The organism is Pelomonas sp. Root405, assembly GCF_001425165.1.
Taxonomy (GTDB): domain Bacteria; phylum Pseudomonadota; class Gammaproteobacteria; order Burkholderiales; family Burkholderiaceae_C; genus Pelomonas.
This window is the reverse complement of sequence record NZ_LMDU01000012.1, coordinates 1-14974: the sequence shown is the minus strand read 5'-3', so window position 1 is coordinate 14974 and position 14974 is coordinate 1. Positions and strand designations below refer to the sequence as shown.

Here is a 14974-nt window from a genome sequence, read left to right as displayed (position 1 = left end):
GCCAACCGGACGGCGCAGCCGGTCAGGGTTGGATGCAATGACAGGTTAAGCGGCATTCCGTCGCCCAAAAAGGCGGGCCAGCAGGGGCGGGAGCCGCACCGAAAGAACTTCGAACCGAAGAACATGCTTGGCTGCGAGCTCCTCGACCAAAGCGAGCGCATCGGCAGATGCCCACATGTTGCGTGGCCCGTCGTGAAAGCCTAGTAGCTCTGCCTTGCCATCACGGGCCCCTGCTGCGCTTGTTCTGCCGCCTGGCGCTGTGGCGCNCTTCGAACCGAAGAACATGCTTGGCTGCGAGCTCCTCGACCAAAGCGAGCGCATCGGCAGATGCCCACATGTTGCGTGGCCCGTCGTGAAAGCCTAGTAGCTCTGCCTTGCCATCACGCAATGAGAAGTTGATAGCCCCAAGCAGTTTGGCATTGGTACACCACTGAGAGATAGGGCGCGCCTGGGCGCGCTTATCGAGCAAGGCAATCGCCAGGGGGTAGCGTTCCGCGAAAGCCGCCACCACAGTTGAGTAGCGAGTGGTCTCAATAGAGATCATGTCGTTCAGGACGCCGCTTAACGTCTGCGCTCAGCGGGCGGCGAAGCCGTCCGCTGCAGCAATGGGTTAGAAAGCATTGTCTTGCTCCTGCGGAGAAGGCCTGCCACTACCAATCACCGCCTTGTAGTAGTACGCCTCCCTAGGGATGTCAAAAATCAACTTGCGGGTAGTCGCGTCATCCAACGGGCCGAAGTTGAACGTCACCAGATCCGCACTTTCGAGCACCGCCTCTTCCTGGTACGACAAGCCGTGCTTGACGGCGACTTGACGAACCAGGTCTGCGTTCGTTCGAAGCGCTGTTATGAGTGCGGGATGCTTGACTTGCCGCATGATTTCTAACTTCTAGTTTATCCAGCACGTCCTGCCGCAGAACTCCGGCGGCTGCCGCTTAACCAAGCCGATGTCATCCACCATAACCCCTTGTGCGGCAACAAGAATTTTCGGGACCTGCCGGTGTTCAATGCCATTAAATTGATATGGAAAGCGGCACTCATTGACGGCACTGTGCCAGCCAGTAGGACCCGGCGCAACGGTGGAAATTCCCGCGCAGCCACCGCTGTCGTGCTGTGCCCTGTCGTCGGTCGCGGGCTTCGGCTTTGGGAACTGCCCTGCCTCACCAGACGCGAAACGGCAGGCCATCGGCAGCTTGGTGCCCATAGCCGAAGTCCGAGCTTGACGACGGAGGACGGCACGGCAGCGCGAGCGGCCACTGGACTAGTCACCGCTACTGCATCAGCGAGCTCCCTCTTCTTCGATATGCTCTATTGGCTCTACTGGTTTGGTGGCAATACCCCTGGCACCGACGAATACGTGTGCTATTGATCGATGATGAAGGGTACTGGAATCGATACGTCGAGATCAGTTCTACGGGCGAAGCGCTTCGCTAATGGCGAGACTACGCTGCAGACAATCGCGGAGTACTTCCGGAGGGGCGCTGGGACGAGCACGAGGATTCATTAAAGGAATTCGGATCGGTGATCTCCATTTCCGCGAAGCTATTTGACGCCGTCTGGGCATCGATTCAGCCTGTTGCTGTAGCTCAGTGCGTTTCGGCTTCGGCACAGAGCCGTCCGCCGTAGTCAGGAACGTGCCCGAAGCAGACGCCGGCACAGACCTACCGGGCTTCCAGAAAGCTGCCGCTCAACGTTTGACATGAGGGGCAAACAGCGGCGGCACCAGCTTGGATGGAAAGCCCGAATCGAAACCGAGGATATTTGCTGTCATTTGGTCCAAACCGCGAAGAGCACTACAACGGATACTTCGAGCAATACGAAGCCCAGAATATAAACAGTTCGAGAGAACTTCCTGTAGCGTTGTTGATTGTTGCGGACATCGTAATGATCAACAACTGCACATACCAGGTTTGCCGCCGCGGCGAGCATTGCCGCGTAGAGTAGAAAGGCCCCAACATCAGTGAACGACGTGCCCAAAGTGCGTTTCCCTGGTAATGTAATGCCCCCTGTGGCTAGACCAAAGGCTCCGTAGACGACTAGACAAATAGAAAGTGCGACGTTCAAGCATCGCTTGGTCGGCGGAATATAGTTGGGTTCTCATATTCGCGCTGCTCGTCTTCCGACGCATCGGAAACGCAGTCAATGAAATTCGTCAGGTCATTCCACGGCTCGTCGAATGGAAAACGCTTCGCAAGGTCGCCAACCATGCCCTCAGCCTCGCCCCATTGAACAAAATCCCACCCACTGTCAATTTCACCCAGCTTAAAGAAATCATCTCCGCCATTTCCTCTGTTTAGGGTATGACGACAGGGCCAATCTCGAGGGGCTGCGTCCCCTCTTGAGTAATGGTGAGAGGGTTGGATTTCTATTACCGTGCACTTGACGGCGCGTTGCCTCTGGCACATCTCGGCTGTGCAATTCGCCTATGGCTCGTCGTTACTGGTGCGCTGGGATTCCGGCAATGGGTAATTTAGCAAGACCTGCCCCCTGATGGCTAACCGTTTGACATGAGAGGCGGTGCGAAGGCGCAGCCCTTGCGACGTCCTCTGGATGGAAAGGTTAGGCGCCGGTGGCACCAAGGTTCCCATCACTGGATCTCTGCAGGCGCCTTCCAATAAAGTAGCCGAAGAGCCCGATGGCCAGGAAGTGCAAGGCGGTGTTGCTAGCGAAGGCGCCGTTGTGGAAGATGTCTTCTCCAAAGGAGGGCTGACGCTCTATAGATACGCCCGGTTGAGCGGATAGGAATGCGACCGGGAAACCGCCTTTCAGCACTGGCTTCATGCATGGATCGTTGAATCTCGCTCCGCATAGATCTCCGTACTGCGCTGATTCGGGACCGGTGCGCTCGACAAAAACCGAGGCAACTGACAAGGCTAGCGAAAGGGAGGACAGAACAAGCCATCTGGTGAACTTAGTCAAGCGTCCTCCATTTGGGTATCACTGCCGCCGAGTAGCACCCGAGTCAGGGGGTACTGCGCTCCAAACGTGCTTTGGCAGTCACGTATCCTCCGCCCGTCAAAAAAACGCAGGGAGAGAGCCATGAATGGGTTTGCGACTAAGCGCTGCGCGGCGCTGGCCGTGCTGGTCACTTGCGCTGGCGCCGCAAATGCGGTGTACGTCGTGGACACGGGTCAACCGGCTTATACAGGCGTTGGATCCACCTCATCGCCCATTGGGTCCGTCTTTGATGGAACCGTGAGTACTGGCGGGACGTTTTCGATCAGTTCATCGACGACTATCTCGGCGATCCAAGGCTTCATGGTTGTGTATGGAGGTGGCAACCTGGCAGTGTCGTTGCACGCTGGTTCGCCCACAGGTCCGCTGCTCTTTAGCGCGCAGAAATCCGTTGCTTGGCCAACATCCTTCCCCTACGAATGGGTGGGCATTGATGGCTTGAACTGGACCGTCCCTGCAGGCACGTATGGTTTCACAATTGGCTCACCTGACTGGTTCTCGGCAAGCATGCCATGGGGCGCCCCAATGCCGCTCGGGGAAGAATGGCAGGGATTCAACGGCGGTTGGAATCGATCCGATGAGATGGACCTCGGCTTTAGAGTCAGTGCGGTTCCTGAGGCTGCGACCCATGCGCTACTAGGCGCCGGCTTGGCGCTGATTTTTGCTTTGAGGGTTCGGCGCAAGGTCTAACTCGCGCCAAGCCTGCAGCTACAGCAACACGCAGGTTGCCGTTGTTCGCGGCCGCGTTGCTGAGCGGCAGTGGTCGCTGCGGCGCCGTCTATCGCGGCCGATCTCGGCCTTCCGCTATGGGCACCGACCTGCCCCTGCGGCGCGGACCGGCAGGCCGTCTGCAACTTGGTGCCCTACCCCGGTCGAACTACAGGTCCAGGCTGGCTGCCAACAACCAGTTTCGGTGGCTCGAAGAACGCTACCGCCAGCAGCGGTCATTGGACTGATTGCGGGCTGAGCGACCGCTGCACATCCAAGACCTGCCCCTCTGCGGAACTCGTCGCTGAGGCAACTCAAATCCCACGCCTTACGCTCGTCATGGGCAGCGCTGAAGTGCCTCGATCTGGCGGTATCGACCCACTTCAACACTCGCGGGAATTGCTGCCGAAAGCCGACGCTGGACATTCCGTCCAGCCGCCAGCTGCATGACATCAAGCAAGGTGCGCTACCGCGACATTCATGGCCAGATGTTTAAGGCGGCCCGCTCAGCGCACAGCCCGAACACGCACGCACAATGCGTGCTTTCGGACATCACCGTGCCGCCGTGCCGTCTGAAATTCTCGAAGGATTCCATGCAGGCCTCGACGGAACGTCACGCGCACCAGGAGCCCTTGCTCCAGCGTCTGCTCACTGCTTGTTTTGCCGAGGTTGACCACAGCACTTTGCAACTGCTGCGCGAGCGCCTGGAGTGGGTCGATGTCGCGGGTGGCGAAACGCTGATCCGGCAGGGCGCGCCGGGCGACGCCCTGTACCTGTCCGTCAGCGGCCGGCTGCGCGCCTATCGGCGTGACGAGCAGGGTGTGCAGCGCGTGGTTCGCGAGTTCGCGCGCGGGCAGATTTTCGGTGAGATGAGTTTGCTCACTGGCGAGCCGCGAGCGGCCGACGTGGTGGCCATCCGAGAGAGCGTGCTGGTGCGCCTCAGCAAACAATCCTTCGAGGAGCTGAACGCGCGCAACCCCTTGGTCTTCGCAACAGTGACGCAGCAACTCATACGTCGCCTGTTCGGCAAGCCGGTATCCCCGCTTCTCGAACGGCCGGTGACACTGGGGCTGCTGCCCATCAGCGACGAGGTCGACATGGCGGCCTTCTGCGAGCGGCTGGCCGCGCCATTGGCGAGCCGCGGCCGGGTGAGAACGGTAGACGCCCGCGCCATGCAAGCGGCCCTGCAGCCCCATGGTGCGAGCCTGGACCATGAGGGCCCCGATCTGACCCGCGCGGTATCCCTGGTGCTGGACGAGATCGAAGCCAGCGCCGATTTCGTGCTGCTGGTGGGTGACGACCGGCCCAGCGCCTGGACACAGCGCTGCACCCGCCACTGTGACGAACTGCTGCTGGTGGCGAATGCGGCGCACGCGCCCGAGTTGCACGCCACCGAGCAGCACTTTCTGCTGAACCGACCACCACACACCGGCGTTGCCGAGGTGCTGGTGCTGCTTCACGGCCCGCGACGCGCGCCGGTCGCGCAGGTGGGCCGCTGGCTCCAGCGCCGCCCTATCGCCGACCATGTGCATGTGCGTCTGCAAGGGGAGCAGGACTTCGAGCGCCTGGCTCGCTTGCAAAGCCGCACGGCCGTCGGCCTGGTGTTCAGTGGCGGCGGCGCGCGCGGCTTTGCCCACCTGGGCGTGCTCAAGGCCTTGGAAGAACGTGGCATCAAGATTGATTGCGTCGGCGGCACTAGTATGGGTGCGGTGATGGCGGCGCTGGTGGCTGCCGACCAGCCGGTGGCGAGGGTCACCGACTTGGCGCGCCGGGCGTTCGCACTCAATCCCACCAGCGACATTAATCCGCTACCCGTCATCTCGCTGATCCGGGGCCGGCGCCTGCAGCGCGTTCTGAAGGATGCGATGCAGGAGCTGCTGGGCGCCCATGCCGACATCGAGGAGCTGTGGAAGTCCTACTTCTGCATCGCCACCAACTACACCCGCGCCCGCGAAGAGCGCTTGCGCACAGGCCCGCTGCTCGAAGCACTGCTCGCGAGCATCGCCATCCCCGGGGCGCTGGCGCCGGTGGTGCGTGACGGCGACCTGCTTTGCGACGGCGGCACCTTGAACAACTTTCCGGTGGACGTGATCCGTGCGCAGCGCGGTGTCGGCGTGGTCATTGGCGTGGACCTGGGCAGCAGCAAGGTGCGCAGCATCGAGTTCGGGCAGATGCCGGGTTGGTGGCAGTTGGCGCTGGACAAGCTGCGGCCGCGCTCACGCAGGCGCTACCGGCTGCCCAGCCTGACGGCCTACCTGATGAACGTGACCAACCTGTACAGCCAGTCACGGCGTGAAGAGTCACGAGCCGGCGTCGACCTGTACTTCAACCCGGCCATGTCGCGGGTTGGCATGCTGGCCTGGCACCGATTCGAAAGCATTGCGCAGCAGGGCTACGACCATGCACAGGAAGTGCTGGCGCAGGCCCCACCCGAGTTGCTGAACCGACTGGGCGCACGATGAGTACTGGTCCATCAAAGTGGCTGGGCAGGGCCGCCGCGGGTTTGCGATCGCTGGCGGCGGGACCGTCGCAGCCCGTTGAGGCAGAACCGCTGTGGATGAACAAGTACGCCGCCAAGCGCCTGAGCGCCGAAGAGGCCGCCGCCCTGGTTCGCCATGGCGAGCATGTCTTCATCGGCACGGGCTGTGCCACGCCGCGGCGGCTCGTGGCGGCGCTTGAGGCGCTGGCGTTGCCCCAGGGTGATGTGGAACTGGTGCACTTGCTCGCTGACGGGGCGATGCCGCATAACGCCACAGGCGAGTGCACCAGCCACTACCGGCACCGTTGCTTCTTCGTCGGCAACGACGTGCGGGCCGCGGTCCGTCAGGGCCAGTGCGAGTACGTGCCGCTGTCGGCCGCACGCCTGCCTCAGCTCATTGCCAATGGCCGCATGCGGGTGGACGTGGCAATGATCCAGGTCTCGCCGCCCGACGAATTCGGGTATGTCAGCCTGGGCGTGTCGGTCGACGTGATTCCCGCTGCGGTCGCGAAGGCGCGGCTGGTCCTCGCCGAGATCAACCCGGCCATGCCGCGTTCGATGGGAGACAGCGCGCTGCACATTGACGAGATTGACCATTGGGTGCCCGTGCCGGCGCAGCTCATTGAGCACTTCCAACCCGAAGCGCAGAGCGAGGTTGTGCAGGCGATCGCCGGCTACATCAGCAGCATCATCGACGACGGTTCTACGCTGCAGATTGGCCTCGGCCGCTTCAGCACGGCGGCGCTGGCACTGCTGAGCGACCGCAAGGATCTGGGCGTGCACTCCGACGTCATCACCGACGCCATCGTGCCGCTGCTGGAAAAGGGCGTGCTCACCGGGCGCATGAAGAGCCATCACCGCGGCAAGATCGTGGCCAGCTTTGCTCGGGGCTCGCAGCGATTGCATGCGCTGATTGATCGCAACCCGCTCTTCTGCTTCCAGACGCTCGATGCGGTGTGCGACCCCGCCGTGCTGGCGGCTCAGCACAAACTGGTGTCGTTGACGCAGGCTTTCTCGGTCGACCTGACGGGTCAGGTTTGCGTGGACCAACTCGCGGGTGAGTTCTATGGCGGGCTGATGTCGCAGGCCGAGTTCCTGCAGGGCGCTTCACGCTCGGTGGGCGGCAAGGCCATCATCTGTCTGGCCTCGACCACTGCCGACGGGCAGAACTCGCAGATCAAGCTTGCCCTGGCCGACGGCGAGGCCGCCGGCATTGCTCGCAGCGACGTTCACTACGTCATCACCGAGTACGGCATCGCCTACCTGTTCGGCAAGTCCATCCGCGAGCGCGCAGCTGCACTCATCGACCTGGCGCACCCGAAGTTCCGTGCCGCGCTGCTTGCCCAGGCCCAGTCCAAGGGCTGGCTGCCGGCCGAGCAGCAGCTCAAGCATCTGCAGGCCTATCCCGTTGGCGATGAGCGGCGTGTGGTGCTCAGTGATGAGCGCGCGCTGCTGCTGCGCCCAGCCATGGGTACGGACGATGTCTACGTGCGCGAGCTCTTCCACCATCTGTCTGACCGCGACGTCTACACACGCTTCTTTCGCAAGGTCAGGGGCCTGCCACACCGCGACGCCCAGCGCCTGTGCAACCTCAATCTGGAAACCGAGGTGGCCTTCGTGGCGGTGTTCGGGCCCCGTGAAGATCCGCAGGTCGTCGGCCACGCCTGCTACTTCGTCGACGCCGCGACCAACATCGCCGAGACCGCCTTCATGGTGCATCCGGACTGGCAGGGCAAGGGTCTCGGTGCAGCGCTGCAACAGCGCCTGCTGGAGCATGCACGCGGCAGAAACGTGCAGGGCTTCGTGGCCGAGATCCTCGACACCAACGAAAAGATGATCCGCCTGGCGCGCGCCGGCGCTGGCGACGTCAGTCTGGCCGCTGAGGGCAGCGTGGTGCGCGTGACAACGATGTTCCGATAACGCCGCGTCGACCTGTTGCGTTGCTGACGTCGTGGCGGCATTCATGCCGAACACCTCCTGGGGTCACCACCTTGCCGTCGTTGAGGACCGAAGTGCCAGGTTCCATGTGCGCGTCTCGCCAAGCTTCGCTAGTTCGGCCAGGATTTCGTCCACTCGTTGCACCGTCGCTCCCCATCTTCATCACCGCCATGGACGCACGGTCGCAAGGGGACGGTAGCGAGGGCCAGCGTCGCGGGCGTGCGGCGAACGCGATGCCTAGAATCCGCCCCCACGCGTTGGACCCACGGGGACCACGCCAGGGAGCAGCGCAGATGAAGACCAACGAAATCGAGGTGCTGCAGGGCACCATCGCGATGCTTCAGTCCCAGCGGGCGACGTTGGGTGCCACGCTGGTCGATTCAGCGTTGGCGCCATTGCTGGAGCAACTCCATCAGCTGACGTCCCAGGCCGCACCTGCCGAGCCCGTGCGCCGGCTGCGCCAGGTGAGCGTGCTCTTCCTCGACCTGGTCGGCTCGACGGAGCTGATCCGGCACCTGGACCCGGAAGATGTTCAGTCGGTGGTGGACGGCGCGCTCGCGGCCTTCACCACTCTCGTCACCCGGCATGGTGGCGAGGTGCTGCGCTACGCCGGTGACAGCCTGAAGGCAGCCTTCGGCGCCGACGTCACGCGCGAGGACGATGCCGAACGCGCGGTGTGCTGCGGTCTGGCCTTGCTGCAGGAAGCGGCTTCGCGCGGCCAAGCCGTGCGGAAGGCGCATGGACTGACCGGCTTCGATGCCCGTGTCGGCGTCCACACGGGGGCGGTGGTGCGGGGTGGTGGCGTGGAGCAGGCCAACAGCCTCAGCGGCTTGGCCGTCAACGTCGCAGCGCGCATGGAGCAGGCGGCACTGCCAGGCAGCCTGCGCATCAGCATCGACACCTACCGGCTGGTGCAAGGCCGCTTCGACGTGCTGGAGCAGCCGGCCCTGCAGGTCAAGGGCCTGCCGGAGCCGATGCGGACCTTCCTGGTGCAGGGCGTTCGTGAGCGGAGGCTGCGCGGCTTGCGCCATGGCGCCGACGGCGTGACCACCGCCATGGTCGGCCGTGGCGACGAACTGGCCCGGTTTCATCAGGTGGCCACTGCTGTGCTTGCGCCCGGCGGCGCGCTGGGCGCGGCCACCGTGATCGGCGATGCGGGCCTTGGTAAAAGCCGCCTGCTGGCCGAGATTCAGGCCACGCTGCCGGAGCAAGCTGGGGCCCTCTGGCGTGCCAGCAGCCACCCCCAGGCGCTGCACCAGCCCTACGGCCTGCTGCGCGACCTGCTGTTCTGGCAACTCGGCGTGCGAGACAGCGCCTCGCAGGCCGAGGCGCAGCAGACCTTTGCCGCCGCCCTGCTGCCGTCCTTCGGTGCGGCGGCCGATGAGCAAACCGCCCTGCTGGGTCAACTCATTGGCCTGGACTACAGCGCGAGCCCCTTCATCGCCGGCATCCTGAGCGACGGCAAACAGTTGCAGAGCCGCGGCTTGAATGCCTGGGTGCGCTACCTGCAGTCGCAGGCCGCCGTACAGCCCCTGGTTCTGGTGCTGGACGACTTGCAATGGGCCGACGACGAATCCCTCAATGCGCTCGACCACCTCGTGGCCACGGTGCCGGAGTTGTCGCTGCTGCTGCTGTGTGCCGCCCGCCCTGAACTGCTGCAGCGCCGGCCGCAGTGGGGCGGGAACTGGCCGGGACACGAACTGATCCAACTGTCGCCGCTGACGACCCAAAGCAGCGATGTGCTGGCCACCGCCCTGCTGACGCGCTTCGCCACGCCGGTGCCGACTCTGCAGGCCCTGCTGGCTGAGCAGGCCGCCGGCAACCCCTTCTACATGGAAGCGCTGTTGCAGATGCTGGTGGACACCGGCGTCATCGAGACCGCGGGTGAGCATTGGCAAGTGCGGGCCGATGGGCTGCACGGCGTGAAGGTGCCGGCCACGTTGGTGGGCGTGCTGCAGGCCACGTTGGACGCGCTGGACGCCGAGCAACGCCGCAGCCTGCAGCAGGCCAGCGTCGTCGGCGCGCAGTTCTGGGACGAAGCCCTGGCAGCCATCGACCCGCAGGCGCCCGAGCAACTTTCCGGGCTCAGCCGGCGTGAACTGGCGCTCCCGCAGGCGCAGAGCGCGTTCGAGGGCGCACGCGAATACAGCTTTCGCCACCACCTGCTTCACCAAGTGACCTACGGCACCGTGCTCAAGGCCGACAAGCGCATAGCGCATGGTCATGCCGCGCGTTGGCTGCAGGGCCGCAGCCCGGGTCGCGAGAACGAGTTGGCCAGCCAGATCGCCGAGCACTTCGAGCGCGCCGGCGACACGGAGCAAGCCATTGCCTACTGGTTGCGTGCGGCCGAGGATGCGTCGAGCCGGCAGGCTGACACCGCAGCCATGGCCCACGCCGACCGCGCCCTGGCGCTGGACGACGGCAGCAATCTGCAGCGCCAGGTGCGCCTGCATCTCGTGCGATGTGACGTCTTCATTCGCGCAGGCGACTCGGTCGGGCATGGGCAGGAGCTTGAAATTCTTGAGACGTTGGCCGACCGCACTGACGACGACGTGCTGCGCCTGACGCTGGCCAAGGACGGGGCCTGGCGCCTGTTCATGGAAGCGCGTTTCGAAGAAGCGGTCGCACTGGCCGAGCCTCGCCTGAGGCGCGCAGAGGAGCGCGCACCGCGCGAAGCTGGACGCGTGCGCAATGTGACCTATTTGTGCCTGACCCGGCTGGGGCGGCACGACGAAGCCCTTGTCCACGCCCTCAAGGGCCTGGAGCACGCCCGGGCCGCCGGCGACGACAACTGCGAGGGGGCCATTCACAACAACATGGGCGTCGTCAGCGTCCAGGTCAACCGCATGGGCCCGGCACTGGCCCACTACCAGCAGGCGCTCGACGCCTATCAAGCAGCGCGCAGCCGCAGAGGCGTCGCCAACGTGCGGATCAATCTGGCTCAGGTCGAAATGAACCTAGGGCGCAACGCAAACGCGCGCGACCTCTTGCAGCAGGTCGCGCACGAGTGCCGCGAGATCGGTTCGCGCAGTTTGGAGGCCATTGCCTGCACGAACCTGGCAGAGGTGCTTTGTGAACTTGGTGAGGCCGAGAGCGGTTACGACGCCGCGCTGGAGGGGTTGCGCCTGGGGCGCATCAGTGGCGACACAAGAGTCCAGGCCTATGGGCACCAGAGCGCGCAACTGGCCTCGCACGTGCTGGGCCGCTTGTCGCAAGCGCTGGATCACGCTGAGGCGGCTGGCGCTGGCTTCAGGGCCCACAACGACCTGGGCACGGCGTGGCTTAACGCCAGCGCAGCCGTTCGCTACCTGCAAGGCCTGGGCCGAAACGAGGAGGCGCTTGCTGCAGCGGATTCGCTGCTGGCCGAGGTGGAGGTACATGGTGGCTGGGACGGTGCGTTCGAGCCGCCGTACCACCTCTACCGCGCGCTGGCGCCGCTGGGCGACCCTCGCGCCGATGACCTGCTGGCGTGCTCATACAGCGCCTTGACTGCCCGGGCCGACCTTTTCTCCGAATACGTGCCACGCGACAGCTTCATGCAAAGCACCATGGTCGCCCGAGGCGTCTGCGAGCACTGGGCTGCGGCCCAGGGGGGCGGCGCGATCCGGGCTGATCGCAACGGCCCCGGGATAGTCAGCTGACGCGCACGCAGTGCTGCTCCATCGGGCTTTCGCGCTTCGTCCATGGCCCCAACGTCGGCCGCTGGGACGGCAGCTTGACAATGTTGCCCTGCAACATCTTGATTTCGTTGGTCTTCATCTGCGCTCCCTGGCGTGGTTCCCGCGGGTCCGCCCGAAGCCGACCTCGGTCGAAGTACGGGTCCAGGGCACGTAGCAGCCGTCGGTTTGACGACGGTCCGGAATGTGCGCCCAAAGGAGCCGTTGGCCACCTGCGGCGACGCGGTGCAGCCGCTGCTGGCCGTCATCGCGTCGCCGGCGCACTGGAGCATGGCGTCCCTGCCCCGAGGCCTGAAGCCCGAGGAAGTCGATCGGCTGTTGAATTCGTCACCGATGCGCTGCCGTGTAAGCGAGCGGTGAACTCCTTGACGTGCAACAAGCGAGGCTGGTTGGCCTTTCCCCTGACACCGGGGATGGGAATCGGCGTCCAGCGGCGAAGAGACTCAGCTCGGGGACCAACGGTGGGGCAACAGCTCGTCGATGCGGCTGGGCACTGTCACTCTCAAGCGAACGAAGTCGAGTCGCCAGGATCTGCTGCCCTTAGACACCTGTGAGCCTCAAACTTGAAGAGGCTACGGCGTCGCCTTCCGTGGCCGCAGGAAAGCTCATTCACCACGACTGGCCTCAATCGAACAAGGCCACACCTCCGGCCATGCGCTCCATCACCGCCAATCGCACCGGCTCTGGGGCGGTCTGCAGCACCTGGGGCCAGGTCTTCTTGGCCTTGATCACGAACTTCTTGGCCTGGTTCAGCACACGGGCGTGGGACTGGATGCCTGCGACTTGAAGCAGCTGCTGCAAATCCGCCCAGGTGAAGGAGCGCAGTCGCTTGTCGATCGCCTTGTTGTGGGCGTAGGTGTTGTCGTCGGTGCCGGGAAAGAAGGCCGCCACGCATACGGGGTCGTAGAGAGGAGCCAGTCGCGGATTGCGACCGTCCGGGTAGATCAACGCCCAATTCTTGAAGTGAGCGTCGACATTGCCCATGCCGATGAAGGCCACGAAGCGGTTCACGAACTCTGCAATATCCGCAGGGCGGGTGCTGTAGGTCTGCAGCAGGCTCAGCGCCGTCGCGAAGTCCACGATGAGGTCGGTGCCGTACTTGTGCCGCGGCTCCAGACCCATGGCCTGAGCGAACTCCTCGGCGTGGATCCGCTGCCCCACCGGGCCGCGGTCGAAACGGCTCACGACCAGAACCTCGGGGAAGGGAATCGCCTCGGGCAGATCCACGTCCGCACTCGGAACCACCAATGCTTGCGCGCAGTCAAGGCCCTGGGCCTCGCAGAGCCGGTAGCCGGTGATCTCGTTGGCGACCAAATCGGGGTGCGTAGAAGTCGGCAGCTTGATGATGAAGCTGCCAGCTTGGTCGTGGCGCTTGACTGTGTAGCGGCGCCCCTCCTGGATCGCGGAAAACTTGGTCACCACGCCGGGGAGCGACGCGCCGTCGATGACCGGCGTGTCCACAAAGCCGGGCTCCAGTACATCAAAACCCATCGTCGTGTGCCAGTGGCGCACATCGTTGGGCACGCCGTCGTTGGCCGGCTCGACCTCGAGGGCTCCGAGCAGGTCGTGGCCCGCCGCCGCGAGCAGCTCGAACTCTTGGTCGGTGGCGCACCCGCGTTGATCGGCCAGACGCTGGCGGTTCACGCCTTCGGGCAAGAGGTTGCTCAGGTAGGTCGGAAGGCGGTAGCCCTGGTTGAGCACGCGCCGATCCCGCTGGGCACGCAGCACGGCCCGGGCGTCCTCACCCTCCCCTGGCTCCAAGGCCAAGGACAGGCGCGGGCGGTTGTCGTCAGCGATGTAGTCCTCGTCGAAGCTCACGCGCAGAATGTCGCCGTACTCGGACAGGTAGCCTATGGCACGCCGGCCGCCGTGGGGCTGGTGCAGGTAGAGGCGCAGGTAGCGAACGGAGGTGCTCATGCGCCGCGCCCTTTCTTGGTGGGCGTCGCAGGTGGGTTTTCAGGCTCATCAGCATCCGCTTTCTGGCCTCGCTGGATGCGGTCCAAGACCTCCCGGTTCACCTTGAAGCTGATGGGCTTGGAGGCGACGTTCTCCAAGTCTTCTTTGGTCAGCCCGCCGGTGGCGCCCAATCGTTCGAGCACCTTGGCGCGCAGGTCCTGAACGGCCGTCTTGGGGGCATCAATGCCCGGCTCCCGGCCGAAGAACTTGCCGCCGGCCCGGATGAAGTCCTCGATCTCCGCGCGCAGCGAGGCGGGCACCAGCATCATTTCCAGACCCACGCATCGGGCCACGTCCACCACGGTGCTGAGCTTGGCGTCGACCTGGTCGCTCTCCAGGCGCTGGATGGTCATGCGCGAGAGGCCCGCCTGCTCAGCCAGCTCGGCCTGAGTGAGGGCCCGGGCCCGCCGTGCTCGCTGAAGTGATTCGCCAATGCTCATTTGGAGTTGCATAGTGCCTATGATGCTACTCCAGCTTAGCATTTCCGCCACTATTGAGCCAATTCCGAGTGGCATTGCACCCGGAAAGCTGCATTGATGTGGCTTTACTGCTTTGGCGCCTCTTTGCTGGCGCTCGCTGGCGGGCAATGCGTCAGCGCGCCAGTGAGGTGGCTGGGTGAAATGATTCGCTGGTCGAGGGCGAGGAAATGGCCAAGAAGAAGTCGAATGGCGGGCTGACGGTGCTCATCGCCGGGGTGCTGGTGCTGATGGGCACCGTCCCGGCGTCAAGGCCAGATGGGCTTTGGACGTTATGGCGTGTGGGGCTTCTTGATTAGATGCTTTTGCAATATAGACCCTGCTCTGGGCGGGAGCTGGCTCCGCTAACCGGTCGCGCGAGCCGACGTCCGTCGACAAGCCTCCGTCTGCGGCTGAGCTTCAACGTTGAGCGGCAGCTTTCTGGATGCTTGGTAGGCCTGTGCCGACGTCAGCTTCGGGCACTTTTCTGACGCCCGCTACGGCCAGGCCCGCGGCTGCACCGAATCGTCACCGCCACTCCAACGCTTAGAGCAACAGGCAATCCGGAGTAAGTTGACGGCGACAGCAGCGGGCAGCCAGCCTGGACGATCGCAGCACCTCGACGCCGGTCGTTGAAGCCGTCAGCCGGTCATGGGCGCCCGCGACTCGTTCATGCCAGGCAGCGTGCAGGTGATCTTGCCCCTGCATAACCGGACACGGTCTATGCGCTGGTTGGCGCGCTCCCGGTCTGGGTGACGCGCTGTTGATGTTGCCTGAACTCCCTGGGTGACCGCATCCGCAGGCTCGAG

Annotated in this window: 12 protein-coding genes; 5 read left to right on the top strand and 7 right to left on the bottom strand. The window is 64.2% G+C overall.

Features of this window, described 5'->3' with window-relative positions; genetic code table 11:
- Window positions 1–610 precede the first annotated feature (610 nt).
- From ASC81_RS12880 to ASC81_RS12875, 4 genes are all read right to left on the bottom strand, one after another.
- Window positions 611–874, bottom strand: coding sequence for a hypothetical protein (locus ASC81_RS12880; protein WP_156392079.1), 264 nt, complete (start codon window positions 872–874; stop codon window positions 611–613).
- Window positions 875–886: 12 nt separating this feature from the next.
- Entirely contained in the window at window positions 887–1201 is a 315-nt protein-coding gene (locus tag ASC81_RS27035; protein WP_156392077.1) for a hypothetical protein, read from the bottom strand.
- A gap of 563 nt (window positions 1202–1764) precedes the next feature.
- On the bottom strand, window positions 1765–2061 hold the full coding sequence (locus ASC81_RS27030) for a hypothetical protein (protein ID WP_156392075.1): 297 nt from the start codon (window positions 2059–2061) through the stop codon (window positions 1765–1767).
- Between the two features lie 495 nt (window positions 2062–2556).
- The gene (locus ASC81_RS12875; RefSeq protein WP_056267623.1) at window positions 2557–2778 is read right to left on the bottom strand and encodes a hypothetical protein; all 222 of its coding nucleotides are present in this window, start codon (window positions 2776–2778) and stop codon (window positions 2557–2559) included.
- 258 nt (window positions 2779–3036) lie between these two features.
- On the opposite strand from ASC81_RS12875, the gene ASC81_RS27025 reads away from it, so the two are divergent.
- The 4 genes from ASC81_RS27025 (at window position 3037) to ASC81_RS12860 (ending at window position 11718) form a co-directional block, all read left to right on the top strand.
- Complete coding sequence (locus ASC81_RS27025; protein ID WP_156392073.1) at window positions 3037–3642, top strand: hypothetical protein; 606 nt, start codon at window positions 3037–3039, stop codon at window positions 3640–3642.
- A 650-nt stretch (window positions 3643–4292) separates the two neighbouring features.
- Complete coding sequence (locus ASC81_RS12870; protein WP_162245896.1) at window positions 4293–6122, top strand: patatin-like phospholipase family protein; 1830 nt, start codon at window positions 4293–4295, stop codon at window positions 6120–6122.
- 95 nt (window positions 6123–6217) lie between these two features.
- Window positions 6218–8059 carry a bifunctional acetyl-CoA hydrolase/transferase family protein/GNAT family N-acetyltransferase gene (locus ASC81_RS12865; protein WP_056267621.1) on the top strand — a complete coding sequence of 614 codons (1842 nt, stop codon included), beginning with the start codon at window positions 6218–6220 and terminating at the stop codon, window positions 8057–8059.
- A gap of 311 nt (window positions 8060–8370) precedes the next feature.
- Entirely contained in the window at window positions 8371–11718 is a 3348-nt protein-coding gene (locus ASC81_RS12860; protein WP_056267618.1) for an adenylate/guanylate cyclase domain-containing protein, read from the top strand.
- Here ASC81_RS12860 and ASC81_RS28095 read toward each other — a convergent pair.
- From ASC81_RS28095 to ASC81_RS28290, 3 genes are all read right to left on the bottom strand, one after another.
- Window positions 11711–11836, bottom strand: a complete 126-nt coding sequence (locus tag ASC81_RS28095) for a hypothetical protein (RefSeq protein ID WP_255354422.1) — start codon at window positions 11834–11836, stop codon at window positions 11711–11713. The two genes, ASC81_RS12860 and ASC81_RS28095, sit on opposite strands and share 8 nt — an antisense overlap.
- Window positions 11837–12378: 542 nt before the next feature.
- Window positions 12379–13671 carry a type II toxin-antitoxin system HipA family toxin gene (locus tag ASC81_RS12855; RefSeq protein ID WP_056267615.1) on the bottom strand — a complete coding sequence of 431 codons (1293 nt, stop codon included), beginning with the start codon at window positions 13669–13671 and terminating at the stop codon, window positions 12379–12381.
- Window positions 13668–14150 carry a helix-turn-helix transcriptional regulator gene (locus tag ASC81_RS28290; protein ID WP_369820854.1) on the bottom strand — a complete coding sequence of 161 codons (483 nt, stop codon included), beginning with the start codon at window positions 14148–14150 and terminating at the stop codon, window positions 13668–13670. Before ASC81_RS28290 ends, ASC81_RS12855 begins: the two co-directional genes overlap by 4 nt.
- A 206-nt stretch (window positions 14151–14356) precedes the next feature.
- Here ASC81_RS28290 and ASC81_RS28090 point away from each other — a divergent pair, with 206 nt between their 5' ends.
- The gene (locus ASC81_RS28090; protein WP_255354421.1) at window positions 14357–14485 is read left to right on the top strand and encodes a hypothetical protein; all 129 of its coding nucleotides are present in this window, start codon (window positions 14357–14359) and stop codon (window positions 14483–14485) included.
- Window positions 14486–14974: the final 489 nt, after the last annotated feature.

Bases quoted from the DNA above. Each gene is read 5' to 3' on its own strand.
- ASC81_RS12865 (WP_056267621.1), top strand. From the start codon at position 6,218: ATGAACAAGTACGCCGCCAAGCGCCTGAGCGCCGAAGAGGCCGCCGCC.
- ASC81_RS12860 (WP_056267618.1), top strand. From the start codon at position 8,371: ATGAAGACCAACGAAATCGAGGTGCTGCAGGGCACCATCGCGATGCTT.
- ASC81_RS28095 (WP_255354422.1), bottom strand. From the start codon at position 11,836: ATGAAGACCAACGAAATCAAGATGTTGCAGGGCAACATTGTCAAGCTG.
- ASC81_RS28090 (WP_255354421.1), top strand. From the start codon at position 14,357: ATGGCCAAGAAGAAGTCGAATGGCGGGCTGACGGTGCTCATCGCCGGG.
- ASC81_RS12855 (WP_056267615.1), bottom strand. From the start codon at position 13,671: ATGAGCACCTCCGTTCGCTACCTGCGCCTCTACCTGCACCAGCCCCAC.
- ASC81_RS12880 (WP_156392079.1), bottom strand. From the start codon at position 874: ATGCGGCAAGTCAAGCATCCCGCACTCATAACAGCGCTTCGAACGAAC.
- ASC81_RS28290 (WP_369820854.1), bottom strand. From the start codon at position 14,150: ATGAGCATTGGCGAATCACTTCAGCGAGCACGGCGGGCCCGGGCCCTC.
- ASC81_RS12875 (WP_056267623.1), bottom strand. From the start codon at position 2,778: ATGAAGCCAGTGCTGAAAGGCGGTTTCCCGGTCGCATTCCTATCCGCT.
- ASC81_RS27025 (WP_156392073.1), top strand. From the start codon at position 3,037: ATGAATGGGTTTGCGACTAAGCGCTGCGCGGCGCTGGCCGTGCTGGTC.
- ASC81_RS27035 (WP_156392077.1), bottom strand. From the start codon at position 1,201: ATGGGCACCAAGCTGCCGATGGCCTGCCGTTTCGCGTCTGGTGAGGCA.